Annotated in this window: 27 protein-coding genes; 18 read left to right on the plus strand and 9 right to left on the minus strand. The window is 47.7% G+C overall.

What is annotated here, in order from left to right; translation table 11 throughout:
- Nucleotides 1-44 precede the first annotated feature (44 nt).
- A complete protein-coding gene (locus PV783_RS05460; protein ID WP_420987343.1) occupies nucleotides 45-1,325 on the minus strand; it encodes a UDP-N-acetylmuramoyl-tripeptide--D-alanyl-D-alanine ligase in 1,281 nt (426 codons plus the stop codon).
- Nucleotides 1,326-1,454: 129 nt separating this feature from the next.
- Between PV783_RS05460 and PV783_RS05465 the strand changes: the two genes are divergently transcribed.
- The 5 genes from PV783_RS05465 (at nucleotide 1,455) to apaG (ending at nucleotide 4,122) form a co-directional block, all read left to right on the plus strand.
- The gene (locus PV783_RS05465; RefSeq protein WP_079469731.1) at nucleotides 1,455-1,826 is read left to right on the plus strand and encodes a hypothetical protein; all 372 of its coding nucleotides are present in this window, start codon (nucleotides 1,455-1,457) and stop codon (nucleotides 1,824-1,826) included.
- 17 nt (nucleotides 1,827-1,843) lie between these two features.
- A complete protein-coding gene (locus tag PV783_RS05470) occupies nucleotides 1,844-2,392 on the plus strand; it encodes a YceI family protein (RefSeq protein WP_111576979.1) in 549 nt (182 codons plus the stop codon).
- A gap of 12 nt (nucleotides 2,393-2,404) precedes the next feature.
- A complete protein-coding gene (locus PV783_RS05475; RefSeq protein ID WP_420987344.1) occupies nucleotides 2,405-3,349 on the plus strand; it encodes a DUF5777 family beta-barrel protein in 945 nt (314 codons plus the stop codon).
- A complete protein-coding gene (locus PV783_RS05480) occupies nucleotides 3,337-3,663 on the plus strand; it encodes a DUF4157 domain-containing protein (protein WP_079469728.1) in 327 nt (108 codons plus the stop codon). The genes PV783_RS05475 and PV783_RS05480 overlap by 13 nt, the downstream gene beginning before the upstream one ends.
- A gap of 72 nt (nucleotides 3,664-3,735) precedes the next feature.
- Nucleotides 3,736-4,122, plus strand: a complete 387-nt coding sequence (gene apaG / locus PV783_RS05485) for a Co2+/Mg2+ efflux protein ApaG (RefSeq protein ID WP_079469727.1) — start codon at nucleotides 3,736-3,738, stop codon at nucleotides 4,120-4,122.
- A gap of 31 nt (nucleotides 4,123-4,153) precedes the next feature.
- Here apaG and PV783_RS05490 read toward each other — a convergent pair whose 3' ends face one another.
- Nucleotides 4,154-5,188 (minus strand): hypothetical protein, encoded by a 1,035-nt coding sequence (locus tag PV783_RS05490; protein WP_420987345.1) that lies wholly within the window; start codon nucleotides 5,186-5,188, stop codon nucleotides 4,154-4,156.
- Between the two features lie 73 nt (nucleotides 5,189-5,261).
- Here PV783_RS05490 and PV783_RS05495 point away from each other — a divergent pair, with 73 nt between their 5' ends.
- The 6 genes from PV783_RS05495 (at nucleotide 5,262) to PV783_RS05520 (ending at nucleotide 11,587) form a co-directional block, all read left to right on the plus strand.
- Nucleotides 5,262-5,948, plus strand: coding sequence for a porin family protein (locus PV783_RS05495; protein ID WP_420987346.1), 687 nt, complete (start codon nucleotides 5,262-5,264; stop codon nucleotides 5,946-5,948).
- Nucleotides 5,949-5,982: 34 nt separating this feature from the next.
- Nucleotides 5,983-7,650 (plus strand): NAD+ synthase, encoded by a 1,668-nt coding sequence (locus PV783_RS05500; protein WP_420987347.1) that lies wholly within the window; start codon nucleotides 5,983-5,985, stop codon nucleotides 7,648-7,650.
- Nucleotides 7,651-7,688: 38 nt separating this feature from the next.
- Nucleotides 7,689-8,957, plus strand: coding sequence for a serine--tRNA ligase (serS, locus tag PV783_RS05505; protein ID WP_111576975.1), 1,269 nt, complete (start codon nucleotides 7,689-7,691; stop codon nucleotides 8,955-8,957).
- Between the two features lie 132 nt (nucleotides 8,958-9,089).
- On the plus strand, nucleotides 9,090-9,632 hold the full coding sequence (locus PV783_RS05510) for a GNAT family N-acetyltransferase (protein WP_143313563.1): 543 nt from the start codon (nucleotides 9,090-9,092) through the stop codon (nucleotides 9,630-9,632).
- A gap of 117 nt (nucleotides 9,633-9,749) precedes the next feature.
- Nucleotides 9,750-10,835, plus strand: coding sequence for a ThiF family adenylyltransferase (locus PV783_RS05515; protein WP_420987348.1), 1,086 nt, complete (start codon nucleotides 9,750-9,752; stop codon nucleotides 10,833-10,835).
- Nucleotides 10,836-10,837: 2 nt separating this feature from the next.
- On the plus strand, nucleotides 10,838-11,587 hold the full coding sequence (locus tag PV783_RS05520; protein WP_420987349.1) for a sulfite exporter TauE/SafE family protein: 750 nt from the start codon (nucleotides 10,838-10,840) through the stop codon (nucleotides 11,585-11,587).
- Between the two features lie 4 nt (nucleotides 11,588-11,591).
- Here PV783_RS05520 and moaA read toward each other — a convergent pair whose 3' ends face one another.
- Together moaA and PV783_RS05530 are read right to left on the minus strand one after the other, a co-directional pair.
- Entirely contained in the window at nucleotides 11,592-12,569 is a 978-nt protein-coding gene (gene moaA / locus PV783_RS05525; protein WP_079469720.1) for a GTP 3',8-cyclase MoaA, read from the minus strand.
- Nucleotides 12,570-12,573: 4 nt separating this feature from the next.
- Nucleotides 12,574-12,945 (minus strand): DUF7009 family protein, encoded by a 372-nt coding sequence (locus PV783_RS05530; protein ID WP_079469719.1) that lies wholly within the window; start codon nucleotides 12,943-12,945, stop codon nucleotides 12,574-12,576.
- Between the two features lie 77 nt (nucleotides 12,946-13,022).
- Here PV783_RS05530 and moaD point away from each other — a divergent pair, with 77 nt between their 5' ends.
- Both moaD and PV783_RS05540 read left to right on the plus strand, forming a co-directional pair.
- On the plus strand, nucleotides 13,023-13,256 hold the full coding sequence (gene moaD, locus PV783_RS05535; protein ID WP_420987350.1) for a molybdopterin converting factor subunit 1: 234 nt from the start codon (nucleotides 13,023-13,025) through the stop codon (nucleotides 13,254-13,256).
- A gap of 29 nt (nucleotides 13,257-13,285) precedes the next feature.
- Nucleotides 13,286-13,687, plus strand: coding sequence for a molybdenum cofactor biosynthesis protein MoaE (locus PV783_RS05540; RefSeq protein ID WP_336387863.1), 402 nt, complete (start codon nucleotides 13,286-13,288; stop codon nucleotides 13,685-13,687).
- Nucleotides 13,688-13,718: 31 nt separating this feature from the next.
- Here the strand turns inward: PV783_RS05540 and PV783_RS05545 are convergent, their stop codons facing one another.
- Entirely contained in the window at nucleotides 13,719-14,318 is a 600-nt protein-coding gene (locus tag PV783_RS05545) for an NTP transferase domain-containing protein (RefSeq protein ID WP_420987351.1), read from the minus strand.
- On the minus strand, nucleotides 14,299-14,787 hold the full coding sequence (gene moaC, locus PV783_RS05550) for a cyclic pyranopterin monophosphate synthase MoaC (RefSeq protein ID WP_420987352.1): 489 nt from the start codon (nucleotides 14,785-14,787) through the stop codon (nucleotides 14,299-14,301). The genes PV783_RS05545 and moaC overlap by 20 nt, the downstream gene beginning before the upstream one ends.
- Before the next feature lie 47 nt (nucleotides 14,788-14,834).
- Between moaC and PV783_RS05555 the strand changes: the two genes are divergently transcribed.
- The 3 genes from PV783_RS05555 to PV783_RS05565 all read left to right on the plus strand — a co-directional run bounded on the left by PV783_RS05555 (nucleotide 14,835) and on the right by PV783_RS05565 (nucleotide 18,810).
- Nucleotides 14,835-16,043: a molybdopterin molybdotransferase MoeA gene (locus PV783_RS05555; protein ID WP_420987353.1), complete on the plus strand. Its 1,209-nt coding sequence runs from the start codon at nucleotides 14,835-14,837 to the stop codon at nucleotides 16,041-16,043.
- An 88-nt stretch (nucleotides 16,044-16,131) separates the two neighbouring features.
- Entirely contained in the window at nucleotides 16,132-17,580 is a 1,449-nt protein-coding gene (locus tag PV783_RS05560; protein ID WP_420987354.1) for a DUF1800 domain-containing protein, read from the plus strand.
- Nucleotides 17,581-17,604: 24 nt separating this feature from the next.
- A complete protein-coding gene (locus PV783_RS05565) occupies nucleotides 17,605-18,810 on the plus strand; it encodes a DUF1501 domain-containing protein (protein ID WP_420987355.1) in 1,206 nt (401 codons plus the stop codon).
- 36 nt (nucleotides 18,811-18,846) lie between these two features.
- Here PV783_RS05565 and PV783_RS05570 read toward each other — a convergent pair whose 3' ends face one another.
- The 3 genes from PV783_RS05570 to PV783_RS05580 form a co-directional block, all read right to left on the minus strand.
- Nucleotides 18,847-19,359, minus strand: a complete 513-nt coding sequence (locus PV783_RS05570) for a hypothetical protein (protein ID WP_079469712.1) — start codon at nucleotides 19,357-19,359, stop codon at nucleotides 18,847-18,849.
- A gap of 126 nt (nucleotides 19,360-19,485) precedes the next feature.
- Nucleotides 19,486-21,534 carry an OPT family oligopeptide transporter gene (locus tag PV783_RS05575; protein WP_420987356.1) on the minus strand — a complete coding sequence of 683 codons (2,049 nt, stop codon included), beginning with the start codon at nucleotides 21,532-21,534 and terminating at the stop codon, nucleotides 19,486-19,488.
- A 113-nt stretch (nucleotides 21,535-21,647) separates the two neighbouring features.
- Nucleotides 21,648-23,354, minus strand: coding sequence for a peptide MFS transporter (locus PV783_RS05580; protein ID WP_420987357.1), 1,707 nt, complete (start codon nucleotides 23,352-23,354; stop codon nucleotides 21,648-21,650).
- 170 nt (nucleotides 23,355-23,524) lie between these two features.
- Between PV783_RS05580 and purD the strand changes: the two genes are divergently transcribed.
- Nucleotides 23,525-24,802 carry a phosphoribosylamine--glycine ligase gene (gene purD / locus PV783_RS05585; protein WP_420987358.1) on the plus strand — a complete coding sequence of 426 codons (1,278 nt, stop codon included), beginning with the start codon at nucleotides 23,525-23,527 and terminating at the stop codon, nucleotides 24,800-24,802.
- Nucleotides 24,803-25,076: 274 nt separating this feature from the next.
- Nucleotides 25,077-26,099 (plus strand): rod shape-determining protein, encoded by a 1,023-nt coding sequence (locus PV783_RS05590; protein WP_079469708.1) that lies wholly within the window; start codon nucleotides 25,077-25,079, stop codon nucleotides 26,097-26,099.
- Nucleotides 26,100-26,141: the final 42 nt, after the last annotated feature.

The raw sequence follows: 26,141 nt of genomic DNA on the forward strand, positions 1-26,141 counted from the left end.
ATATTTTGAACGGTTCCTGTCAACTCACTGAATCGCTTTATTTATCAGGCCAGCACTTTTTCCATACCGGTACTCCTGGAGCCTTTAATAAGTATATGTGCATCCTGGTATTGTTGCTGCTGCAGCCATTTCCCGGCTTCCGTGGAATTTTCCAGGAAGATATACGGGTGGGTTACTTTTTTGAAGTCGCCGCCAACTAATACCACTGCTTCCCAATGTGAACGTTCCAGTAAGTTCACGAGTTCCTGGTGCTCTTTAACGCTATCTGTTCCCAGTTCCATCATGGCGCCGAGCAGCAGTATTTTTTTATCGGCCTGGATGCCGGCAAAATTTTCAATAGCGGCTCTCATGCTGGAGGGGTTGGCATTATAGGCATCCATGATAATGGTATTGCTGCCCTGCTTTATTACCTGTGAGCGGTTGTTGGAAGGTGTATAATGTGCAATGGCCGGTGCAATAGCTGATTCCGGCACGTTAAAGTGGCTGGCTACTGCTACAGCCGCCATTACATTGGGGAAGTTATAAGCGCCTACCAGTTGGGTTTGTATAAACCCTACCTGGCTGCTGCCCCGTACTTCCACGGCCAGGAACGCGCTGTCGGCGATGGCTTCGCCTACGTAATCGGCCTCGCTGCTGCCATAGGTAATAATTTCCGGGATGCCGTGTGCCATTTCAAGAAGGTAATCATAATCATTGCATACGAAAACGGTTCCGTTGTTGGCGCGTAAAAAATCATACAGTTCCCCTTTGGCTTTTTTAACGCCTTCTTCGCTGCCAAAGCCTTCCAGGTGAGCTTTCCCTATGTTGGTAATGATACCGTGGGTAGGCAATGCAATTTCACAATAACCGGCTATTTCTTTCTGGTGGTTTGCGCCCATTTCCACCACGGCAATTTCCACACCGGGGAGGATACTTAAAATAGTAAGGGGTACGCCGATGTGGTTGTTGAGGTTGCCAACAGTAGCATATGTTTTTAACCCGGCAGACAATGCCGCGTTGATCAGTTCTTTCGTAGTGGTTTTACCGTTAGTACCGGTGATGGCCAGGAACGGGATGTTTAATTGTTTGCGGTGGTGTAAAGCCAATTGCTGTAAAGCGGTGAGGGCATCGTTTACCAGCATCATTTTGTCCGGCACGGTGAAATAAGCTGCTTCATCTACCACGGCAAAAGCGGCGCCCAATTCCAGCGCCCGGGCTGCAAATTCATTACCGTTGAAGTTGCCTCCTTTCAGCGCAAAGAAAATATCGTTGGCTTTCAGTTTACGGGTATCTGTTTGTACGGAGCGATGCTGCTCATAGATGCTGTATAGTTGTTCAATATTCACGGTCGGATCTTATTTGGTACAAAAATAAGTGGTTAATCATGTAATATAGCAGAATTTTATCTGCCTGTGAAAGCAACCAATTCTGTCATCATCCCGTACTCTCTATCTGCAATCAAATTTGAAAAACCAATGACAAGGAACAAGATTTTTTTATTGGCCTGCGTGCTGCTGGCCGCCTGTAAAAATGAACAGGCCCCTGCGCCGGTAAGCGGCGGCTTAGACTGCGATGCCGCCCATATCACAACAGCCACCGTTTTTGCTACCATACAGGCTAACTGTACCAGCCGTGGCTGCCATCCGGGCGGGTTTTCCCCCGCCGTGGCAGATTTTTCCACTGAAGCCAAGCTGAAAGCGTATATCAACACCAACCGCGCTGTTTTTGAAGCCCGTGTTACCGGCCCACAGGCAGATATGCCACAATCGATGTCTTTTCCTGCACTCAGCCAGGGCTTAAAGGACTCTATCGCCTGCTGGATTGCAAAAGGACTTCCGGATCAATAACCTGAAAAAAGATAAACATGAAATACTTATTGCTTTTTGCAGTTGCCGTAATATCGGCTGTTGCCGCATCTGCACAGGATGTTTACTCCTGTAAAAACACCCGTTTATCCTTTTTTTCGTCTTCTCCACTGGAAGATATAGAAGCAAAAACAGATAAGGGCGCTTCTGCACTCAATACAAAAACGAAGGAGGTTTTCTTTAAAGTGCCTATCAGCTCTTTCCAGTTTAAGAAGAAGCTGATGCAGGAGCACTTCAACGAAAATTACCTGGAAAGTGATAAATACCCGTTTGCGGAGTTCAAAGGAAAGATCAATGAATCACCGGAATTCAGTAAAGACGGCACTTACCCGGTAACGGTTACGGGCACACTGAATATTCACGGGATAGAAAAAAGCTACACTGCCAAAGGCACTATTACTACCCAGGGCACAACGCTTACCGTTGCATCCACCTTTAATGTACGTGTAGCCGATCACGGTATAAAAATACCGTCCCTGGTAGTACAGAATGTAGCCGAAGTGGTAGCCGTTACGGTTAATGCAGTTTATACACCTTACAGTAAATAATAACATCAATCCATGAAGTATATATCAACCATCTTATTATGCTGCGTGCTCTCTGTATTTGCACAAGCACAGGGCCTCGACAAACTTTTTGATTCTACGGCCACCGGTCATACCAAAGTGAGGGATACGTATAAAAGTACCCGCATTGTGCAGGGGCAGTCGACTGAAATGCTGCGCAAGCATGAACTGGACTTCCGCGTTACACACCGCTTTGGCGACGCTGGTGGCGAGTTTGGCGGTACCAAAACATTTTTCGGTACGGATAATTCTACAGATATCCGCATTGCTTTTGAATACGGCGTGAGCGACAACCTGATGGTGGGTATCAGCCGGACCAAAGGCAGCGGGGATTTGCAGCAGTTGTACGAAGGGCTGGTGAAGTACCGCTTTTTACAGCAAACCACCGACAATCATGTGCCACTATCACTGGCGGTATTTGGCAATGCGGTGATCAGCGGGATGCCTTCTGCCACGGATAAAACGTCGGCGGCTTATTTCGAAGATGGCGCCGACCGGCTCATGTATATAGCCCAGGCCATTGTATCAAGGAAATTTGGCGATAAGTTATCGCTTACCCTGTCGCCTACTTATGTACACCGTAACCATGTGGCATACATGGACATGAATAATATGTTTGCCCTGGGAGCCGCCGGCAGATTGAAGCTCAGCAAAAGAATGGGATTCCTGGCAGAATACTATTATCCGTTCCGTTCCCAGGAAAGCAAGGACTATTTTAAATCTGCCCGGGGCATCTCTTTTTACAACCCGCTGGCCGTTGGACTGGAAATAGAAACCGGTGGTCACGTATTCAGCATTACTTTTACCAATTCCACTGCCATACAGGAAAGTCAGTTTATTCCTGAAACCACTACTTCCTGGTTACAGGGGCAATTCCGGTGGGGTTTCAATATTTCCCGTAGATTTACGTTATTCGGGAAGAAAGATTGGAAAAAATAAAATGCCGCATACGTGAAAATTCATGGTTAGCCAAAATAGCCGCCCGCTTCATGCGGGTGCAGTCTGTAGCCATGGTCCTGGGACGCACTATCCATTTGCATGGAGCGTCCCGGGAGCGCTTTTTAGCGGATATAGCCTGGATGCGGCATGAAGCTTGTCATATCAAACAATACCAGCATCTGGGCTTTTTTGGCTTTTTATGGAGATATTTGTCTGAATACCTGCGGAGAGGCTACTATAACAACGCATTAGAGGTGGCTGCCAGGGCCTCAGAGGAAGATCCCGCTATACTGGATGATGTTGAAATAGTCTAAAGAATCGTTAAAGTCAGAAATTTTCCAGTCACTGGTTTTATTTTTCTTATTTTTACGTTAAAGGTTGATTTTATGGTTAAGAAGGTAACAGAGGGCATCACCATCAGCGTGGAAACATTCTACCAGCCGGATTATTCAAATCCTATTGGAAGCGAATTCATGTTTGCTTACCGTATTACCATTGAGAACAACAACATTTTCCCGATCAAACTGCTTCGCCGTCACTGGTACATTATTGATTCCAATGGCACACACCGTGAAGTAGAAGGAGAAGGTGTTGTGGGTGTTCAACCACTGCTGGCGCCGGGTGAAACTTATCAGTACGTCTCGGGATCCAATCTACGGACTGAGATCGGCAAGATGTACGGTACTTATCAAATGGAAAACCAGCTGGACAAGAAAATACTGGAAGTGAAAATTCCTGAGTTCCAGATGGTCGTTCCTTTTAAACTGAATTAATTCCGTTTTCGTTTAGCCTGTAATTCTCTTGTCAGGGCCTGTACTTCGAGGCTTTGAAGATCTCCGTCACTTCTTTTGACTCCATTAATTGCTGCAAGGTCATCTCCTTGTGCTCACTCATATACTTTTTTATGATCTGCCATCCTACAAAATTGGCAATTTTACCAGGCGCACCCTCGGGCATCCCCTGTGTAGACGGGCCATCGCCAATAAAATGATTGATCTGCTGCCAGTCGCTGGAATACACCAGGTTATTCTGTACAAAAAACTGCCAGATCATCCGCTCGTTTTCCCGGCACCAGTCCAGCTGGCTTTTCGTATATCCCAGCTTGATAGTATCCGGTGTTTCCGGCAATACTTTATCCAGGAAATACTGTTGCTTGCCGGCTTCCATCATCTGTTCCAGCAGGTTACCGTTTTTACGTGCAGGGGGATACAGCTGTTGCTGGATTACCTGCATACAATTGGTGGTAATGTATTGAGGAGCAAAGCGGTGAACCATATAGTCCGGGTAATCAGGGATCTGGGCATAGGGTGGAAAGTCTTCTCCCATATACATATCCAAACCAATCCCCAGGATGGAATCTATGGTGATAGCGCCATAGTTGGCGATACCGGAAATAAAAGTGACCACTTTAGGCGGATGGAAAGACGGGATATAGTATTTGACGTACCGGAAGCTTTGTTCCAGTTCTGATTGTAATGTTGAATTACTGCCGTATTTGGCGGATACTGCTTTTTCCAGCTGCCGGAAATCAGGCGTGGTTAAAAACAGGTGCAGTTGTTGCAGTACCGCTGCGTTGCTGTCGGAATAGGCGCCCAGGTTAAGGATATCCGTAATGTACAGGGGCAGGAATACCGGGTATGCTTCATGCAGCTTTGCCAGTCCGGGTTGTATATTGTTGGTATCAATAGTGAACAGGGCGGAGTCGAAACGCGACAAACTAACGTTCATGGCTATATGACTAACATCCGGCGCTTTATTACCGGAATTACAGGCTGCGTTGCCCAGCAGGGCTACTACGCAACTTATCAGCAGGGTATATTTATTAATGTAACTTTGCATCACTCTTAAAACTCATCTAAGGTAAAATTATTATTTACCTTGTATTATAAAAAATTAAGAATTAGCATCATCTATGAAGAAGATCATCTTTTTACTGGCGATAATAGGAGTAGCGAAAACAGGAATGGCTCAATATGGCGGTAATTCTTTCAGGGATAAAGTGAAGCTGGGATTTACGGTGAGCCCGATGGTTTCCATCCTGAAGCCACAGGAATCGGGGGTAAACAGGAACAGCGCCAAAGCCGGGCTGAACTTCGGTCTGATGGCAGATTTTAAACTGAACGAACAAGGCACTTACGCATTTTCGTCGGGGTTCCAGGTATTACTGGCCGGCAGTAAGCTGAAATATGATGCTGGTAAGGGTTTGAGCGATTATAAAGCCAATCCTGCTGAATATAATATGAAGCTTACCTATATAGAAATACCGTTGGCCCTGAAGCTGAAAACCTCGCCGGATGAAGGTGGCATCGGTTTCTGGGGGCAGTTTGGCACCTATCTCGATTTCCCGATAACCGGCCGCGCGGATGTAGTGTCTATGGGGCAAACCTATGATAAGGTGAATATCTTACCGGAAATGAACCGTATCAACATCGGGATGTTATTGGGAGCAGGGATAGAATGCCCGCTGGGCGCCAATCTTACCGGGATGGCCGGCATTACCTACCAGAACGGTTTTGTGGATGTAACCCGTAACGGCAAATGGGACGACGGAAGGGTAAATATGAATAGCTTTGCACTCCGGCTGGGTGTATTCTTTTAGTTTTCCCACTTTTTTTGAATCGAATATTTTTACCATGAATATTATACTGGCACAGCAGAATTATCATATTGGCAATTTTGAAAAGAATATAGCAAAGATCATCGACGGGATTAATGCGGCAAAGGCCCAGGGTGCTGACCTGGTGGTGTTTCCTGAATTATGCGTATGCGGTTATCCCCCGCGCGATTTCCTCGAATTTGAAGATTTTATTACACAATGCTATCACGCGATAGATGTTATAAAAACGCATACCAAAGATATTGCGGTGCTGGTAGGTGGCCCTGCCCGTAACCCGCAAAGGGAAGGGAAAGACCTGTTTAACGCCGCCTGGTTTTTATACGAAGGTGAAGTAAAGCAGGTGGTACATAAAACCCTGCTGCCTACCTACGATGTGTTTGATGAGTACCGTTACTTTGAGCCGTCTTACGAATGGAATATCATTCCTTTTAAAGGAAAGAAACTGGCAGTCACCATCTGTGAAGATATCTGGAACCTGGGAGATAATCCCCTGTACCGTATCTGCCCGATGGATCAGCTGATTGCACAGGAGCCGGATGTGATGATTAACCTCTCTGCCTCTCCGTTTGATTATGATCATGATGAGGACCGGAAAGAAATTATTCTCGCCAATGTATTGAAGTATAAGATCCCGATGTATTACTGCAATGCTGTGGGTTCTCAAACGGAGATTGTGTTTGATGGCGGTTCCCTCATTTATGATGCGCAGGGTAACATTGCCAAGGAGCTTCCTTACTTTGAAGAAGCAATGGGTGGTATGGAGCTGGAAAAGCTGGTTGGCAGCCACTTGCCGCCGGTGAAACCTGCTGATTTTACGCCACTCACCGAGCTGGTGTTTGACCATAACATTGATCGCATCTATGATGCCCTGGTGTTGGGTATCCGGGATTATTTTGGCAAGATGGGCTTTACAAAGGCGATTCTGGGATCTTCAGGCGGTATCGACAGCGCCGTTACACTGGCTATTGCCTGCGATGCGTTGGGCAAAGAAAATGTACGGGCCATCCTGATGCCTTCTCCCTACTCTACCAGCCACTCTGTAGATGATGCCGTGGCGCTGTCCAAAAACCTGGATAACCCTTATGATATTATCCGCATTAACGACATTTACGAAACGTTCTTAACCACGCTGGAGCCTTATTTCAAAGGATTGCCTTTTAATGTGGCGGAGGAAAATACGCAGTCCCGTATACGGGGTAACCTGCTGATGGGCTTATCCAACAAGTTTGGTTATATCCTGCTGAATACGTCTAACAAAAGTGAGCTGTCTACCGGCTATGGTACTTTATATGGAGATATGGCGGGCGGATTGAGTGTTTTGGGAGATGTGTATAAGATGCAGGTGTATTCACTGGCCAGATATATTAACCGGGAGAAAGAAATCATACCGGCCAATATTATTGATAAGGCGCCTTCTGCAGAGCTGCGGCCGGATCAGAAGGACAGCGACAGTTTACCGGATTATGCCATCCTCGACAGGATACTTTATCAGTATATAGAGCGCCGTCAGGGACCGCGCGAAATAGTTGCTCAGGGCTTTGATGCCGCGTTGGTTTCGCGGGCCTTAAAGATGGTAAATACCAATGAATACAAGAGAAATCAATTCTGCCCTATTATACGTGTATCCTCCAAAGCCTTTGGTGTAGGCCGCAGAGTGCCGATTGTAGGGAAGTACCTGAGTTAAGCTATTTTAATATATTTGCTAAAATTTGATCATACAACATGTTACAAGTACCGTTTATACGTCAAAATAAAGAGTTGGTATTGGAGCGCCTGGCATTTAAGAATTTCAAGGAGCTGGAAGTAGTGGAAGAAGTGCTGGCACTGGACGACAAGCGTAAGAAGTTAACCCTCGAATACGATGAAACACAGGCCCAGGTAAATAGTTTATCCAAAGAAATCGGGAAACTGATGGCCCAGGGGAAAAAGGAAGAAGGCGAAGCGCAACGGGCTGCTGTAGCGGCTTTAAAAGATCGCCTCGGTCCCGTGAATGAAGAGCTGAATGCCACCGAAAAAGCATTGCAGGATGCCCTGGTAAAACTCCCTAACCTGCCCGCTGCCATGGTTCCTGCCGGCAAAACACCGGAAGAAAACGTGGAAATCCGCAAGGGGGGTAAAATTCCTGACCTGTATGCAGGCGCCGTTCCACACTGGGACCTCGCCAAACAGTACGACCTGATTGACTTTGAGCTGGGTAACAAAATTACCGGCAGCGGTTTCCCTGTTTTCAAAAACAGGGGCGCCCGCTTACAACGCGCCCTGATCCAGTACTTCCTGGATTACAATACCACCAACGGCTACACGGAATATGCGCCGCCTTACCTGGTAAATGAAGCATCTGCCTACGGTACCGGCCAGCTGCCGGATAAAGAAGGCCAGATGTATCATGCTACCGCGGATAACTACTATCTCATCCCTACTGCAGAAGTACCGGTGACCAATATTTACCGTGATGAGATTATAAAAGATACAGACCTGCCGGTGAAAATGACTGCGTATACGCCTTGTTTCCGCCGTGAAGCGGGTTCTTATGGTAAAGATGTACGTGGTTTGAACCGTGTTCACCAGTTTGATAAAGTAGAAATTGTGCAGCTGGTGCATCCTGATAAATCTTACGAAGCGCTGGATGAAATGGTAGCACACGTAGAAGCGTTGCTGAACCAGCTGGAGCTGCCTTACCGCATTCTTCGTTTATGCGCCGGCGATATGGGCTTTACTTCTGCCATCACTTACGATTTTGAAGTGTACAGCGCTGCCCAGCAGAAATGGCTGGAAGTAAGCTCTGTGAGCAACTTTGAAGCTTACCAAACTAACCGTATGAAAATACGGTTTAAGGAAAACAATGGTAAGCCGCAGCTGCTGCACTCCCTGAATGGAAGCTCCCTGGCATTGCCGCGTATCCTGGCCTGCCTGCTGGAAAACAACCAGACCGTGGAAGGTATACAGATACCGACCGTGTTGCAGAGCTATTTTGGCAGCCACAAGATATAAGCACTATTACGGATAATCTTTAACGGATGACGGATTCGCAGGGAGATTGTAAACGGAATGATATCCGCTGACAGCTGCCTGAAATCCGTCATTCGTCGTTTGGAATTCGTAATTTCCACCCGGTATTCTATTATGAAACATTTCCTGCCCACCGGCGACGAACTCATCATTCGCCCTCCCGAACACAATGATGCAGCAGGCTTGCTGGCCAGTTTCCAGCGCCTGACCCGGGAAACGGATTACCTGCTCTTTACCCGCAGCGAATCGATGGAGCTGGATATTGCATCTGAAGAGGATTATATCCAATCGTATACCGACAATCCTAATCAGCTGTTGCTGGTAGCCATTGTGAGGGACCAGATCATTGGCTCTATCAACGTAAACCATACCGGTTTGCACAAAAAGGCGCATACCGCGGAAATAGGTATTGCCGTGGAAAAGCAATGGAATAATATGGGTATCGGCCGGCGCCTGCTCACCGCCATGTTGCGCTGGACAGAATCGCGCGCCGCATTACGCCTGATTTACCTGCATGTTTTTTCCACCAATGAAAAGGCTATGCAGCTATACCGCAATTTCGGCTTCATGGAATGTGGCCGCCTGCCCAATGGTATTATGCAGAAAAACGGCAACTATGTAGACCTGGTAACCATGTACCTGGATCTGAAACGCTGACGGGCACATGGCCTGATCACCTGTACCGCGGCTTCCGGCCGGATTCCCCTTCTCCCGGAAAAACACCCGTAAAATTTCTCCCGAATACAATTAATTTTAAGGTCTAAATGAAGCAGTATGGACAGATATGACAGGCAAACACGACTGGAAGGATTTGGCTCCGCAAAACAGGCATTACTGCAACAGGCGAAAGTGCTGGTGATTGGCGCCGGCGGCCTCGGCGTACCGGTGTTGCAATACCTCACTGCGATGGGGATCGGGAAAATAGGCATCGTGGAACATGATGTGGTTTCCATCACCAACCTGCAACGGCAGGTACTGTATACCACCGCCGACCAGGGGAAGTCTAAAGTAGAACAGGCCGTAAAACGGCTGCAGCAGCTGAACCCGGAGGTAACCCACATCATACACGATACCTGGCTCACCACAGATAATGCACTGGCGCTTTTTTCTGAATACGATGTAATTGTGGATGGTTCGGACAATTTCGGTACCCGCTACCTGGTGAATGACGCCTGCGTAATTACCGGCAAACCACTGATATACGGTGCTATCTATAAATACGAAGGGCAACTGAGCGTATTTAATTACCAGGAGGGCGCTACCTATCGTTGTATTTTCCCAGAGGCGCCGGAAAGCGGTGAAATGCTGAACTGCAACGACATTGGCGTGCTCGGTGTTTTACCCGGTATCATCGGCTGTTATATGGCCAATGAAACGGTAAAAGTAATTACCGGTATCGGCACGCCCTTGCGCAACCAACTGATGACCATCGATACGCTGAATAATACCCATCTTACCTTTAATATTACCCCGGTAGCGGCTAACCAGCAAATCACTTCTTTGCAAACAAACTACCAGCAAACAGTTTGCGAACTGGAAGGCGTGCAGTCTTTATCCGTACAGCAATTGAACGACTGGATGCAACGCGATACTCCTTTTATGCTGCTGGATGTGCGGGAAGATGATGAATGGGAGATCTGCCATATTCCGCAATCCGTGCATATCCCGATGGGACGTGTATTACAGCAGGTATCCGCTATCCCGGATGATGTACCGGTAGCGGTGCTTTGTCATCATGGAATGCGAAGCCGCGCCGTGGCGCAACGTTTAACGGAACTGGGCTTTAACCGGGTGTATAATGTGGAAGGCGGCATCCATGCCTGGGCCAGTGCTATTGATCACCAGATGCAAACTTACTAACTGTGATCCCTGAACTTTGTATCCTCTTTTTTATTGTGGCGCTGGCCTACTCTGCTGCGGGCTTTGGCGGCGGTTCCAGCTACCTGGCTATTTTATCATTGCCCTTTTGGGTAGTAGATTTTCAGTTGATGAAATCCACGGCTTTGCTGTGTAATGTAGCGGTGGTAACCGGTGGCGTTTATCATTTTTACAAGAGTGGCCACCTGCCATTGAAAAAGGCGTGGCAGTTGTCGCTGGTAAGTGTGCCGCTGGCTTTTGTGGGCAGTTACTTACCTATGAAGCAGGCTACTTTTTTTCTATTGCTGGGATTGGCGCTTACGCTGGCGGCGGTGCTGATGTGCTACCGTTTGTTTTTTGAGAAAGAAGAGCCTATTATCCCTGCCAATAAAGGGAATGGCATAGTGTACGGAGTTATTGGCGGCGGCATTGGGTTGCTTTCCGGTATGACGGGAATTGGCGGTGGCATCTATCTTTCGCCGGTGCTGCGTTTGGGCAAATATGATACGGCCAAGAACATTGCCGGGTTGAGCAGTTTTTTTATCCTCGTGAATTCTATTGCGGGTTTATGCGGTCAGGCGGCCAAGCATGCGATTGTGTTTGATGTAAAGTTTGCAGGACCTTTGCTGCTGGCGGTTATTGCCGGTGGGCAAATTGGTGCGCGGTTGAGTGCGAGAGTGCTGAATCCCAGGTGGGTGGCGGGCGCCACGGCTTTGCTGATCCTGTATGCAGGTGTGCAGATGTTGCTGAAGTAAGTTGTTAACCTCCTATCACCGACATACTTTCCATATTTTTTTCGGTATGATGCTGTTCTGCTTCGAAGCCATTGGCAAAACGCGCGTGGATGGCTGATTGTATGGCTGGTAGCAGCAGATGTTGCTGTAACTCATCTCTCATCATCTCTTTTACATTTAAAACATCATTTCCATACAAACATGTTTTCATACTACCGGTAGCGGATATACGAAGACGGTTACAGGTACCGCAAAAAGTACGGCTATAAGCGGGAATCACACCTATATTGCCTTTGTGGCCGGGGATGTGATAGTTGAGAGAGGTGGAATGCGGCGCATCCACTATTTTTTGCAGGGTATAATTTTCCCCGATCGTGGACAGGATTTTATGATAGTTCCATACGATACCTGAAAACGTATGTCCCTGCCCGTTAAAAGGCATTTCTTCTATAAACCGTACGGACAGTGCATTATCGCGTGTGAGTGCGGTGAACGCATTGAGTTCGTCGGTATTCACATTTTCCATTACAACCGCGTTGATCTTCACCTGCATGTTGTGTTGCAGCAGGCTTTGCAGGGTATCCATTACTGCGGTGAAACGGTTGCGCCGGGTGATTTGCAGGAAGCGGTCGGCCTGCAGGGTATCCAGGCTCAGGTTAATATGCGTGATGCCTAGTTGTTGCAATGCAGGAATATATGCCTGTGTTAGTACGCCGTTGGTAGTAATGGCTATTTCACGGATACCGGGAATGGCTTTTATTTTTTCCAGGAGGGCCATCAGGCCGGGCCGGAGAAAGGGTTCGCCACCGGTGATCCTTATTTTGGAAATGCCCGCGGCTGCGAGTGTTTGCAGCAGCCGTAAAATTTCGTCGTCGGTGAGTAATGCTTTGCGTTGCACAAAATGCATATTTTCCGGCATGCAGTAGGTGCAACGGAGATTGCACCGGTCTGTTACCGACAAGCGTACGTAGTCTATGATACGATGATGTGCATCTGTGAGCATTTTATCAGCAGTTTTTTCCCGCCATCGGATTATCGAATGCCTGGCTTTCGTCCTCATTTCTGTCTGTAAGACATTTAAAATCCTTTTCCACCAGGATAGTCACTTCTGAACCATCGGCGTTGGGCAGGATCAGTTCAAAACCTACCTGGTCGGGTGCGTACCAGGAGGCAAGACGGGGAAGCGGGAGCAGCAGGTGTACGCCATCGTGTTCCATCTTTATGATGGGATCGGAAATATCTTTTCCCCGGAGGCAGAAATGGAGGGTACCTGCGCCTATATGCGTAATTGATTCCACTTTCCCGGTATTTTCCAGGAGTTCCACATCTGCTTTGTCCAGGCGATATCTTATACTGTTGCCTCTTAACCGTATTTTCATAAAATTGATTTTCTGCCGTATTAAAATTACTACTTTATCGGGGCTATATTGTAGTTTTAACCAACAATTTACAACGTATGGGCATATTATTGTTCGGAGCAGCGAAAGATATTGCTGGTGTGCCGGTACTGGACAAGCCGGAACATATTACAGATGTGGCTACCCTGAAAGCCTGGCTGTACGAGGTATATCCGTCGTTGCAGCAGCTCCGGTCTTTGATGATAGCAGTAAACCGGACCTATGCGGCTGATACACAGGAGATAAGCAGCCAGGACGAGATCGCAGTGATCCCGCCGGTGAGTGGAGGTTGAGTATAGTTTTTAGTTTTAGTATTTAAGAGATGGAAATATTAATAGATATTAAAGATACCATTACCGTGGAAGAAGCGCTGGCCTTCATCCAGGCGCCGGAATGCGGTGGGGAGGTGATTTTTGCCGGTACCGTGCGTAATCATACCAAACAGCGGCCGGTATTAAAATTATTTTACGAATGTTATGAGGCGATGGCTATTTCTGAAATGCAGAAAATAGCAGCGCAGGTAGCGGAAAAATGGGATGTACAGCGCCTGGCCATGCTGCATGCCGTTGGGGATAAATATCCCGGCGACCTCGCGGTGGTGATAGCAGTGGCTTCCGCTCACAGGGGTGTGGCCTTTGATGCCTGTGAATTTGCGATAGATACCCTTAAAGAAACAGTGCCTATCTGGAAAAAGGAATTTTTTGCAGATGGTGAAATTGTGTAATCCTGCAATGATTGAATTTTAACCCCGGTGTTTATTTCTCCAGGTCTTTCAATGCTTCCGCCTTTTCTTCGGGCGTGTTGGCATTAAATTGTTCCGCTGCATATGGATTTTTGAAAAGAGCTATGTCGTTGTTCAGCATGGTTTTCCGTGGACAGTTCTTCCCTGCGGTCACATTTTCCAGTAGCGCCTGTAAGCCGGCAGGTTCCCAGATGGCGATGAGCGGTTCCGGCAAATTGTTCACCGGGCTTACGAAAGTAGTGGCCGCTTTGATAGTGTCGCGTTGAGTGATCAGCAGCTCCAGGCTTTGTTTGCTGAGCAGGGGCAGATCACAGGCGAGTACCAGCCAGGCCGTTTCCGGTTGCAGCGCATGGGCACTCAGCAGTCCGGCGGATGGCCCGCCAAAAGGCACCGAATCGGGTACCAGGTTAGGGTAGCCGGCAAAATGTTCCTGCTGATCTTCGCGGCAGGAAATATATACTTCCGGCAGCAGCGATTGCAGTAAAGTAACGAGGTATTGCCATTGAGGCATACCGTGATAGTTAATACTGCTTTTATCTTCCTGCATGCGGGTGCTGAATCCGCCGCAGAGCACCAGTCCTTTTAGTGGCGCCTTATTCCCGGTTATAGTCATGTTTGCCACCTGTTTTGCTGATGAGTTTTGTTTCCCGGATAATCATATCCTGGGTGAGCGCTTTACACATATCATAAATGGTAAGTGCCGCTACGCTGGCGCCGGTAAGGGCTTCCATTTCCACGCCTGTTTTACCGTTGGTTTTCACCGTGCAGCGGATGATGGCTTCCACTCCTTCCAGGTGGATTTGTACATCGCAACCGTCCAGCAGTAAGGTATGACAAAGCGGGATGAGTTCCGGCGTTTTTTTCGCGGCCATAATACCGGCGATGATAGCGGTTTGAAATACGCCACCTTTGCGGGTTTGGATATCCTGTCCGTGAAACTGGTCGCGTATCACCTGCGGGAGGTAAACACGGCTCTCGGCAACGGCTATACGATATGTATCCAGTTTGCCGCTGATATCCACCATTGCGGGCTGGCCACTTTCGTTCAGATGTGAAAAAGCATTACTTGATTCATTGGACATAAAAGCATAAATTTAAACAAGTTCACCTGATACAAAAGTAATTCAAAATGATGTTGACTGTTGCTGCTGCATTTAAGGCTGTGATGCATACTGTGCGGGATCTGGGTACCGAAACGGTACCGTTTGAATCCGCTGCCGGCCGTATTTTGCGGGAGCCTGTACTGGCCGACAGGCCCTTTCCGCCATTTGACCGCGTAACAATGGATGGTATCGCTGTTAATTACGACAGCTTCGCCCGGGGCCAGCATATTTTTGGCGTGGAAGACGTACAGGCTGCGGGCACACCGCAGCTGCAGCTTTCCAATACTGCCAACTGTATTGAAGTAATGACCGGCGCCATTTTGCCGGAAATGACGGATACAGTTATTCAATATGAACACCTCACGCCCTCCGAACATGAAGGTTTCCGCCGCTTTACCGTTCATGGCGCTGTAAAGAAGGGGCAAAATATTCATAGAAAAGGCTCGGATGTGGATAGCGGGTCCGTACTGATAAAGCCCGGCACCCGCATAGGTGCGGCTGAAGCCGGTGTGCTGGCCACCGTGGGCCAAACCACGGTGGAAGTAAGCAAATTGCCCCGTGTGGTGGTAATTGCTACGGGAGATGAACTGGTAGCGGTACATGAAACACCGGAACCCCACCAGGTACGCATTTCCAATGTATACAGCCTGCTGGCATCGCTGTCGGAAATGGGTATTCCTGCCCGTTATGTGCACCTGCCGGACGATGAAGCAGCCATGAAAGACCAGCTCCTGCCATTGCTGGCCGAAACCGATATATGGATCAGCTCCGGCGCGGTAAGTGCAGGTATGTTCGATTATCTGCCCACCGTACTGCAACAGCTGGGAATGCAACAGGTATTCCATAAAGTGCAGCAGCGACCCGGAAAGCCTTTCCTGTTCGGCACTTTCAAAGATGGTCCTGTTGTGTTTGCCTTACCCGGCAACCCCGTATCGGGCTTTATGTGTTTTTACAGGTACATACATGCCTGGATACAATCCGCTATGGGCGCGGCATTGCCGGAGCCCTGCTATGCGCAGCTATCGGAGAAAGTTATTTTTGACGCCGCATTGGAATATTATTTGCCGGTAAAATTGCAATCACAACCCAACGGCATACTGGTGGCCATACCGCAGCCTTACCAGGGCTCGGGCGATCTGGCCAGTTTGCTTAAAGCAGATGCATTTCTCACCCTGCCACTGGAAGAAAGTATTTTTGAAAAAGGAAGCAGTTACCAGGTATGGAAGTTCCGTTAACAACCGTTCCCGGTGATTATTTCTGTGATACGCCGCTGATTGGTTAAACCCGTTCTGCATTTGACAGTCTCACTATAAATCAATGCTTATGGCTGAAGTTGCCCGTAAAATTCAGATGCAACATCTCGCCTGGCGCGCTGGCTTTGGAGAAACCCTCCCTGTGATCTCTCACTGGGAAAGCAAAAGGCGGGAAAAAATTGTGAATAAGATACTTATCGGCCCTGCAAGAGCGTCAGTTACTTCTGTAGATGTAGTAGCAGCAGATGATCTTCCGGATTACCGGAAGCAGAAAACAATGACACCTGAGGAAAAGAAAAGTGTGCGGCAGATGAATGACCAGGGCATTAAAGACCTGAATGTATCATGGGTAAATGCGATGGTACAAAGTGAACATCCCCTCCGCGAAAAAATGAGTCTTTTCTGGCATGGTCATTTTGCCTGCCGCACGCAAAACGTATTATTTAATCAGCAGCTGCTATCGGTAGTGCGTGAAAATGCACTCGGCAATTTTGGAGATTTGCTCAGTGCAGTATCCAAAAGCCCGGCTATGCTGCAATTCCTCAATAATCAGCAGAACCGTAAACAACATCCCAATGAAAATTTTGCCCGCGAAGTGATGGAGCTATTCACGATGGGAAGAGGTAACTATTCCGAACATGATGTGAAGGAAGCAGCAAGAGCCTTTACCGGATGGGGTTTTGATGAAACAGGCACTTTTGTTTTCCGGCAAAAACAACATGACGATGGTGTGAAAAATTTCCTTGGCAAACAGGGAAATTTTAATGGAGATGATGTACTGAAAATACTATTGGAGCAACGGCACACCGCCAGGTTCATCACCGCAAAAATATACCAGTACTTTGTGTCTGAAACCCCTGATGAAGCGCGGATTACCGCGTTGTCGGAAAAGTTTTACCAGTCGGGTTACCACATCAAATCGTTGATGAAAGAGATATTTATGGCCGACTGGTTTTACAGTCCGGATATTATAGGCAACCGGATAAAATCGCCCGTGGAGTTGCTGGCAGGTATCCGCAGAACTATTCCCATGACTTTTGAAAAGGAAGAAGTGATGTTGTTGTTTCAGCGCGTATTGGGTCAGTTGCTTTTTTATCCGCCTAATGTAGCCGGCTGGCCCGGCGGGCGGAACTGGATCGACAGTTCCAGCCTGATGTTCCGGTTACGTGTGCCACAGGTGATATTGTATTCCCAGGCGTTTAATGTAAAGCCCAAAGAGCTGACGCCTGAAATGGGCGAAGGCGCTAACTATAAAATGACGCTGCAGATCAATGATTTCCTGAAGCGGCAATTCGCAAAAAAAGTAAATGCAAATGTGAACTGGGACCCTTATGTGGCCGGCTTCGAGAAGATACCGAGAGAGAGACTGGCAGATGAAATTGCCGGCGTTTTATTGCAGCAGCCTGGCAATATAAGCCGCCAGCTGTTGGAAAAATATGCTGATAGCAGCAGCCGGGAAAACTATATCAAAACGGTAACGATTGATGTGATGAGTACACCGGAATATCAATTGTGTTAACTACTAACCGCTAAAAGTTATGCTATGCTGATTCTCAACAGGCGTCGTTTTTTACAGGTAGGTTCACTGGCTTCAGCAGCGATGATGATGCCAAAGTTCCTGAAAGCACTGGAAAGAGGACATCTCGCACCTCCCGGCAACAAGGTGCTGGTGATCATCCAGTTATCCGGTGGTAATGATGGATTGAATACTATTATTCCTTATCGTAACGATATTTATTATAAGGCGCGCCCGGCGCTGGGTATAAAACGGGAAGCCGCCCTTTCCCTGAATGATGACCTGGGAATACATCCGGCGCTGAAAGGATTAAAGGCCCTGTATGATGACGGTGCGCTGGGCATTCTGAACAATGTAGGCTATCCTAACCCGGATCGCTCGCATTTCCGCTCTATGGATATCTGGCACTCTGCGAGCCAATCGAACGAGTACTGGTCCGATGGCTGGATAGGCCGCTACCTCGATGCGCAATGCAAGGGTTGTGATAAACCCACACAGGCGCTGGAAATAGATGATACCCTGAGCCTGGCCCTGAAAGGCGACAGCGATAAAGGGCTTGCAATGACAGACCCCGCAAGGCTTTACGGTACCAGTAATGATAAATATTTTGCGGAACTTTTAAAGCAGCATACCGGCGATAACGATCATCACAATAATGCGGATTACCTGTATAAAACGATGGGTGAAACCATTTCTTCTGCAGCCTATATCCAGCAACAGTTTAAAACATATAAATCTTCCGCTCCCTATCCCAATACAGAACTGGGAAGGAACCTGCGAACCATTGCCAACCTGGTAATGTCGGATATCAACACCAAAGTATATTATGTGTCGCATGGTAGTTTTGATACCCATGTAAACCAGCAGGATCAACAGGCCCGCCTGTTTGGTCAGCTAAGTGATGCGTTAACGGTATTTACGGATGATCTGAAGGCGAATCACCGTTTTGAGGATGTGGTAGTGATGACTTTCTCTGAATTTGGAAGAAGGGTAAGCCAGAATGCCAGTGGAGGTACCGATCATGGTACAGCGAATAATATGTTCCTGGTGGGTGGCGGGCTAAAGCAGCCGGGGCTTATCAACGATGGTCCGGACCTGCTTAACCTGAAAGATGGCGACCTGCAATACCAGGTTGACTTTAAAAGCGTGTATGCTACCCTGTTATCTAAGTGGCTGGGTGCTGATGATAAAGCAGTACTGAAAAATACCTATTCTCATCTATCGTTTGTTTAGTGCGGAGGGAAAATATTTCACCTCCGCCCCGCCCCATTATTGTCCCTGCTGACTGATGAGCGCTCTGAAAGCTCCGTCTTTAGTAACGCGCGTCCCGCCAGCGCCGGAGGCATCTTTCAATGTCCCGGAAAAAGTTCCTTCTACCGTAAGGTTATCTATACTGGTAATAGTAATTTTAAAATCAGTGCTTCCTGCTGAAGTAAGGTTAGTGTAATAAGTGCTGTTCAATGCGATCAGTAGGCCGTTTCCTTTCTGTGTAGCGGGATACACGCCTGGTTTGAAAGGCATGGATGCCGTAGCTAAGCTGAAGGTGATCACATCTCCGTTATAGCTCTGGCCGGTGATTTCCATAGTGGGATAATCATTATCCGGGTTTTCGTCCGTAAGATTTGGGAGAGTGATAGTGCCTTTGGGATTTTCTGAAAGATAAACCCTGTCGTCCAGCTTCAATGAAATAAATCTGCGTTGGCGGCTATCGTCTTTATCCTTGCCGCAGGATGTGCCCAGTAAAACAATGGCGCTGAGCATTGCGGTAACTAATATGCGCATAGGTTATATTATAATCAGTTCTAATTAATCAACGGCTAAATTAAACATTTAAAAATAAAAACGGATGCCGGTAATGGATTGTTACACCCCGTTACCGGCATCAGTAATGATCTTGAAAAGTTGGATCTAAGCTTTGCGGGCGGTGCGGTACAGGTACCAGCCCATAAACGCAAAAAAGCCGCATCCTATTATATAGTAGCCACCCTGCCCGAGGATATTTGTAAGCAGCTGTTGATTATTGAGTTTGGCAAGAATGACAGCGGACCAGTCGAAACCCGCGAGGATAGCGATAATCACGCCGGCTACTGCACCACCGGCCACAAGTCCTGTGGCAAACAGGTTGCCTTTACCCAATTCCTCTTCTTCCGGAGATATTTTTTTATTGGCTTTCTTTTGTTGGTGATCAACCACACCACGGATAGCGCCACCAACAAAGATGGGCAATGTAGTGGATAATGGAAGATAGGCGCCCACTGCGAAAGAGAGCGAGTTAACGCCGCACAGTTCCATTGTTACAGACAGGAACACTCCTACCAGTACAAATTGCCAGTCGAGGTTAAATGAAAGAATACCCTTTGCCAGTGTAGCCATGAGGGTACCCTGCGGGGCAGGATAATATGCGCTGCCGATTGCGTGTTCGGTAACACCGTGCGCAATCATATCTGCCGTAGGCTTATCCAGGAACTTCACTGTTAAGCCTATTACCACAGAGGAAACAATGGCGCCAATGAACAATGCAATTTGCTGGTACATAGGCGTGGCGCCTACGATGTAGCCTGATTTCAGGTCCTGGGAAGTGCCGCCGGCATTGGCTGCTGCGATACAGATCATACCGCCTACCACCAGTGCCATTGGTTCATATAGTTTGCCGGTCCAGCCTACAGCGATAAACACCAGGCAGGTACCCATCAGTGTGGCGATGGTCATACCGGAAATAGGATTGTTGGAAGAGCCGATTAGCCCTACAATACGGCTGGATACCGTAACGAAAAATGCACCGAAAACGACTACGAGCAAACCTACCAGTAATTTTTTACCGATAGAATCGCCTGGAAGCTGTGGTAAGAAAGCCATCAGCAGGATGAGGGCAATACTGCCAAACAGCACTACTTTCAGGCTAAGATCCCTTTCTGTTCTGGGTACATTTCCTTTTTCGTCTGTACTGCCGGAGCCATCTTTAATAGCGCCTATGCTTCCTTTGAAAGAGGAGATGATAGTGGGAATGGTTTTCAGCAGGGTGATGAAACCGCCCGCTGCTACAGCGCCTGCGCCGATTTGTCTTACGTACGCATAATAAACGGCGGATGAATAATCGGAGAACGTGTGCGTGAGCGGATTCCAGTCGCCCTGCCCGCCCGGTGTTTGCAGGTTAGCGAGGTAGCCTATTTTCACCAGCTGCGTGGCAATCACATCTGCCGGCAGCAATGATGCGAGCAGCGGGATGAGTGCCAGCCACGACAGCACACCGCCGGCCACCAGCACACCCGCAATGCGTGGACCGATGATATAACCCACACCCATATACTCCGGGGTAATGTCAGCGCTGATCTTGGCGGAAGGGAAAAATTTACTGGCCTGTTTGGTCATGTATTCCGGTGTTTCGGCAATAACGTGCAGGATCTTTTGGAGGATGGCATAAGCAAAAGCAAAGCCCAGTCCGTAGAAGGCGGTTTTGGCAAAGTCGCCGCCTTTCTCCCCTGCTATCAATACATCGCCGCAGGCAGTGCCTTCGGGATAAGGCAGGGTTTTATGTTCTTTTACAATCAGTGATTTTCTTAAAGGGATCATCATCAGGGTACCGAGAATACCGCCGAAGATGGCCAGGATGAGGATGGTGAAGTAGTTAAAGAACTGCGTACCGCCGCCATCACTGAGAAACAGGAATCCCGGCAGTGTGAATACCACACCGGCAGCAATGGATTCGCCGGCAGATCCGGTAGTTTGGATGATGTTGTTTTCCAGGATGGTGGTCTTGAAAAATTTTCTTCCTAAGGTAATAGCGATAACAGCAATAGGAATAGATGCAGAAACGGTAAGACCTGCTTTCAGCGCGAGGTACACGGTGGCCGCTCCGAAGATGACGCCAAAAACACAGCCCAGTAAAATGGATTTCAGCGTAAATTCTTTCATTTGTACGCCGGGTAAAACAAAGGGTTTGAAGTTGTTATCAGACATAAGATTGTTTATGGATTACAGGTAGAGATGTAATAAGGAATGAATTTACTTTTAAAAAAGGAAAGGAGGAAAGTTATCAGCTTTCCTCCTTTCCTTTTTATAATAAGGGTGACTTACCTAACACCGTGCATCCATTTTTTCAGGAAGCTGGTAGACAGGAACAGCAGTATGGCTGCGGCGCCTGGCAGGATTACAAACACCATGAAAAACTCATAGAGGTTGTGGATGGTGAAGCCTGCGAAGGTTGGGTAATGTGTAGCCAGTTTAAGTTCTTGTAATTTATCCATCTGCTGTGCGGTAGCCGTGATGGTGCCATCGAGGATGCCTTTCAGGTCGATACCGTTATCAGTAGCGAGTTTGTATTTATCCAGGGTTGGCGGCAGCAGGGCGCCGAGGGTACCCGCAAGTGCGTAACCGGCAGCATTGGCGAGGAACCATACGCCCATGAGCAGGGAAGAGAAACGGTGAGGGGCCAGTTTGGATACCAGCGACAAGCCTATCGGCGATAAGCACAATTCGCCGAGGGTATGGAAAAGGTACATCAGGATCAACCAGCTTACGCCCAGTTTCTCGTTAGGTCCGAGATTTTTCATCTGTATAGCGATGATAAAGAATCCGAGTGCCAGCAATGCCAGTCCGAGTGATTGTTTCATCGGGGAGATGGGCTCCAGGTTGCGTTGTTGTAATTTGAGCCATAACCAGCTGAAAGGCAATGCAAATACGATGATGAAGATAGAGTTGGCGTTTTGAACGAAGGAAGGAGGCATATCCCAGCCGAAGAGGCGGCGATCTGTCTGGTAATCAGCTACAAAGGTAAGGGAGGAACCGGCTTGTTCGAAGCAGGCCCAGAAGAAGATAACGAAGAAGGCCACGAAATAGATAACGGTGATCTGTTGTCTTTCTACTTTGGTAATAGATTTATCGGTAAGGATCAGTACTGCAAGGCTGATACCGGCGGCATATATAAAAGGATATACCCATGATTTGATCGGGTTGGGATCGAGCGACAGGTAGTGGATACTAAAAAAGAGGGCTACCATTAAAACCAGTACGCCAACGATAGCGCCGGTAGTAAATTTGGCTTTGTCGGCTTCGCCGGTTATGGAAGAAGGTTTGGAGAAATCCGGTTTACCGCCGATGGCTTCACCGTTTGGCTTTACCACGTATTTGTCTTTCAGGAAGAAGAAGAGGATCGTTCCTGTGAACATGGCTATACTGGCAGCGAGGAAACCCCATTTGAAAGCGCTCACCATTCTTACACCGTCCACTTTTACATCACCGAGGATCGGGCAGATGAGCATACCGAGGAAGGCGCCCATGTTGATACCCATGTAAAAGATGGTGAAGGCAGAATCGAGGCGGCCGTCGTTTTTCGGATACAGCTGGCCCACCATAGAAGAGATGTTGGGTTTAAAGAAGCCGTTACCGAAGATGATGATGAAGAGGGCGAGCCAAACGATGGTTTTGGCTGTTTCCACGTTGGTGGCGTAGAGGGTGGCGCTGAGTACCATGAGGAGCTGGCCTACGCCCATTATAAAACCACCTAATATAATACAGTTCCTGTTACCGAGGTATCTGTCGGAGATGTATCCTCCCAGCATGGGGGTGAGATAACATAAGCCGAGAAAGCCGCCGTAAATGATAGAGGAGTCTGCTTCGGAAAAAGCCAGTGCATTTACCAGGAAGAGCGTGAGTAACGCCCGCATGCCATAAAAGTTAAACCGTTCCCACATTTCCGTGGCAAATAATACTGAGAGCCCTTTAGGGTGGCCCTTCTCAGAGGCAATAGGGGACTCTTGTGCAACAGTAGTTTGCATCATAAATTGGTTAGTTTTAGCAATAGTTGTTTTAGATTTCGTGAACCTTTAAATGTGGCAAGTTAAATAAAATCGTTAATCTGCGTAAAAAAATGGTATAAATGCTCATTTTTTGCGGTTTTTTGATCTTTCTTTGCACTTTCTTTCGCATCTGCATTTATTAGGCAATTCATATGAACATACTATTACTTGGAAGTGGTGGCCGGGAACACGCACTGGCCCTTAAAATGTCACAAAGCACCCTTTGCGGTCAACTGTTTATAGCACCGGGTAATGCCGGTACCGCTCAATGCGGCACGAACGTTAACATGGGAGTGAGTGAATTTGATAAGATAAAGACCTTTTGCCTGGATAATGCGATCGACCTGGTAGTGCCCGGATCTGAAGAGGCCCTGGTAAACGGGATCTATGACTTTTTTCAGAAAGATGCATTGTTACAGCATATCCCGGTACTGGGCCCATCAAAGGAGGGCGCCCAGCTGGAGGGCAGTAAGGCTTATGCCAAGCTGTTTATGCAGCGGAACAATATTCCTACGGCTGCTTACCGGGAATTTAGTGAAGAGAATTATGAAGAAGGGCTGGCTTATCTTCAGCAGCACTCCTTACCAATTGTGTTAAAGGCCGACGGACTGGCGGCAGGTAAAGGCGTGGTGATAGCGGCTTCTTATGAAGAGGCGGCAGAGGAGTTTGAGCAGATGATCAAATCGGCCAAGTTTGGCGATGCCAGCAAAACCGTGGTAGTGGAGCAGTTCCTGACAGGTATTGAGTTGTCTGTATTTGCGATCACCGATGGTCATACCTATAAAATATTACCGGAAGCAAAGGATTATAAAAGGATTGGAGAAGGTGACCTGGGGCTGAATACCGGTGGTATGGGAGCCGTTTCGCCGGTGCCGTTTGCCGATGCTGCTTTTATGAAAAAAGTAGAAGATGATGTGATCCGGCCCACGATAGCAGGGCTTTCCAAAGAAGGTATTGTGTATCATGGCTTTGTGTTTTTTGGCCTGATTAATGTAGAGGGTTCGCCTTTTGTAATTGAATATAACTGCCGTATGGGCGATCCGGAAACGGAAGTTGTGATGCCACGTTTGAAGAATGATGCGTTGGAACTGTTTACTGCAGTAATGACCGGCAAACTGAGCGGGCAAACCATTTACGCTGATGAGCGTGCAGCTGCTACGGTGATGCTGGTATCAAAAGGATATCCTGAAGCATACGAAAAGAATAAGGTGATCAACGGAATTCCGGCGCCTACCCGCGACCAGGTTGTGTTTCATGCCGGTACCCGGCAGGAAGGCAACGAGGTGCTGACCAACGGCGGCCGGGTATTGAGCATTACTTCACTGGCGTCTGACCTGTCTTTGGCATTGGCTCATTCTGTACAAACAGCGGAGCAGATTGCGTTTGATGGTAAGGTATACCGCAGGGACATCGGATACGAATTTGTTTAGACGTTAGCCGGGGTTAATCTACAGTAGGGAGGACTGGTACAGGACAATTGAAAAGCGGGACTTGTAAAGGCACAATTTTAGGCAGTAGGAACAATTAAAACGGGGTTATCCCGTTCATCTGGTCGGAGCATAAAGAGAGCAGTTACTATGCCGTTTATACAACAAATAACTTTTTTTAATATTTAGCTGTATTATTGCAAGAATATCCATTTTTTGCATCGTATATTCGTTGGAATTATTCATTTTTGCATTCTAATTTTTGACCGTATCAACAATGGGATTTTTTAATTTTTTAACGCAGGAAATCGCGATTGATCTTGGTACAGCGAACACGCTGATAATTCATAATGACCAGGTGGTAGTGGACGAGCCTTCCATTGTAGCGATAGAACGGGCTAGTGGCAAAATTGTGGCAGTTGGAAAAAAGGCCATGATGATGCACGAAAAAACACACGAATATCTTCGTACTATACGTCCCCTGAAAGATGGCGTGATAGCGGATTTTAATGCCGCTGAAGGAATGCTCAGGGAACTCATAAAAATGGTTTACCCCAAAAAGCCCTTGTTTGCACCAAGCTGGCGGATGGTGATCTGTATCCCTTCCAGCATTACGGAAGTGGAAAAGAGAGCTGTACGCGACTCTGCAGAACAGGCCGGTGCGAAGGAAGTATACCTGTTGCACGAGCCAATGGCAGCTGCCCTGGGTATCGGTATTGATGTAGAGGAGCCGGTAGGTAATATGATCATTGACATAGGCGGTGGTACTACCGGTATTTCGGTAATTGCCCTGGCTGGTATTGTTTGCGACCAGAGTATCCGTATTGCCGGTGACGAGTTCACTGCTGATATCATGGAAGCCCTGCGCCGTTACCATAGCCTCCTGATAGGTGAAAGAACTGCTGAACAGATTAAGATCCATATCGGGTCAGCCCTGAAGGAACTGGATAACCCACCGGATGATATTCCTGTTAACGGAAGGGATCTGGTAACCGGTATCCCCAAGCAAATCATGGTATCTTACCAGGAAATTGCGGAAGCCCTTGATAAATCTATCTTTAAAATCGAAGAAGCCATCCTGAAAGCGCTGGAAACAACGCCTCCGGAACTGGCCTCAGATATTTACCGCAGGGGTTTATACCTGACCGGTGGCGGTGCATTGCTGCGCGGACTGGATAAACGTCTTACCCAAAAAATCAAACTGCCGGTGCATGTAGCAGACGATCCGTTACGCGCAGTGGTAAGAGGTACAGGTATTGCCTTAAAGCATGTAGGTAAGTATCCGTTCCTGATGCAATAAAACTATTTGTGATCCGGATATTTTGTTATTCATCCTATTGGG

The organism is Chitinophaga sp. CC14, from assembly GCF_048957795.1.
Classification (GTDB): domain Bacteria; phylum Bacteroidota; class Bacteroidia; order Chitinophagales; family Chitinophagaceae; genus Chitinophaga; species Chitinophaga ginsengisegetis.

Excerpts from the sequence above, each read along its gene's own strand:
- PV783_RS05465 (WP_079469731.1), top strand. The coding sequence starts at position 1,455 with ATGACAAGGAACAAGATTTTTTTATTGGCCTGCGTGCTGCTGGCCGCC.
- PV783_RS05470 (WP_111576979.1), top strand. The coding sequence starts at position 1,844 with ATGAAATACTTATTGCTTTTTGCAGTTGCCGTAATATCGGCTGTTGCC.
- PV783_RS05475 (WP_420987344.1), top strand. The coding sequence starts at position 2,405 with ATGAAGTATATATCAACCATCTTATTATGCTGCGTGCTCTCTGTATTT.
- apaG (WP_079469727.1), top strand. The coding sequence starts at position 3,736 with ATGGTTAAGAAGGTAACAGAGGGCATCACCATCAGCGTGGAAACATTC.
- PV783_RS05490 (WP_420987345.1), bottom strand. The coding sequence starts at position 5,188 with ATGCAAAGTTACATTAATAAATATACCCTGCTGATAAGTTGCGTAGTA.
- PV783_RS05495 (WP_420987346.1), top strand. The coding sequence starts at position 5,262 with ATGAAGAAGATCATCTTTTTACTGGCGATAATAGGAGTAGCGAAAACA.
- PV783_RS05500 (WP_420987347.1), top strand. The coding sequence starts at position 5,983 with ATGAATATTATACTGGCACAGCAGAATTATCATATTGGCAATTTTGAA.
- serS (WP_111576975.1), top strand. The coding sequence starts at position 7,689 with ATGTTACAAGTACCGTTTATACGTCAAAATAAAGAGTTGGTATTGGAG.
- PV783_RS05510 (WP_143313563.1), top strand. The coding sequence starts at position 9,090 with ATGAAACATTTCCTGCCCACCGGCGACGAACTCATCATTCGCCCTCCC.
- PV783_RS05515 (WP_420987348.1), top strand. The coding sequence starts at position 9,750 with ATGGACAGATATGACAGGCAAACACGACTGGAAGGATTTGGCTCCGCA.
- moaA (WP_079469720.1), bottom strand. The coding sequence starts at position 12,569 with ATGCTCACAGATGCACATCATCGTATCATAGACTACGTACGCTTGTCG.
- PV783_RS05530 (WP_079469719.1), bottom strand. The coding sequence starts at position 12,945 with ATGAAAATACGGTTAAGAGGCAACAGTATAAGATATCGCCTGGACAAA.
- moaD (WP_420987350.1), top strand. The coding sequence starts at position 13,023 with ATGGGCATATTATTGTTCGGAGCAGCGAAAGATATTGCTGGTGTGCCG.
- PV783_RS05540 (WP_336387863.1), top strand. The coding sequence starts at position 13,286 with ATGGAAATATTAATAGATATTAAAGATACCATTACCGTGGAAGAAGCG.
- PV783_RS05545 (WP_420987351.1), bottom strand. The coding sequence starts at position 14,318 with ATGACTATAACCGGGAATAAGGCGCCACTAAAAGGACTGGTGCTCTGC.
- moaC (WP_420987352.1), bottom strand. The coding sequence starts at position 14,787 with ATGTCCAATGAATCAAGTAATGCTTTTTCACATCTGAACGAAAGTGGC.
- PV783_RS05555 (WP_420987353.1), top strand. The coding sequence starts at position 14,835 with ATGATGTTGACTGTTGCTGCTGCATTTAAGGCTGTGATGCATACTGTG.
- PV783_RS05560 (WP_420987354.1), top strand. The coding sequence starts at position 16,132 with ATGGCTGAAGTTGCCCGTAAAATTCAGATGCAACATCTCGCCTGGCGC.
- PV783_RS05565 (WP_420987355.1), top strand. The coding sequence starts at position 17,605 with ATGCTGATTCTCAACAGGCGTCGTTTTTTACAGGTAGGTTCACTGGCT.
- PV783_RS05570 (WP_079469712.1), bottom strand. The coding sequence starts at position 19,359 with ATGCGCATATTAGTTACCGCAATGCTCAGCGCCATTGTTTTACTGGGC.
- PV783_RS05575 (WP_420987356.1), bottom strand. The coding sequence starts at position 21,534 with ATGTCTGATAACAACTTCAAACCCTTTGTTTTACCCGGCGTACAAATG.
- PV783_RS05580 (WP_420987357.1), bottom strand. The coding sequence starts at position 23,354 with ATGATGCAAACTACTGTTGCACAAGAGTCCCCTATTGCCTCTGAGAAG.
- purD (WP_420987358.1), top strand. The coding sequence starts at position 23,525 with ATGAACATACTATTACTTGGAAGTGGTGGCCGGGAACACGCACTGGCC.
- PV783_RS05590 (WP_079469708.1), top strand. The coding sequence starts at position 25,077 with ATGGGATTTTTTAATTTTTTAACGCAGGAAATCGCGATTGATCTTGGT.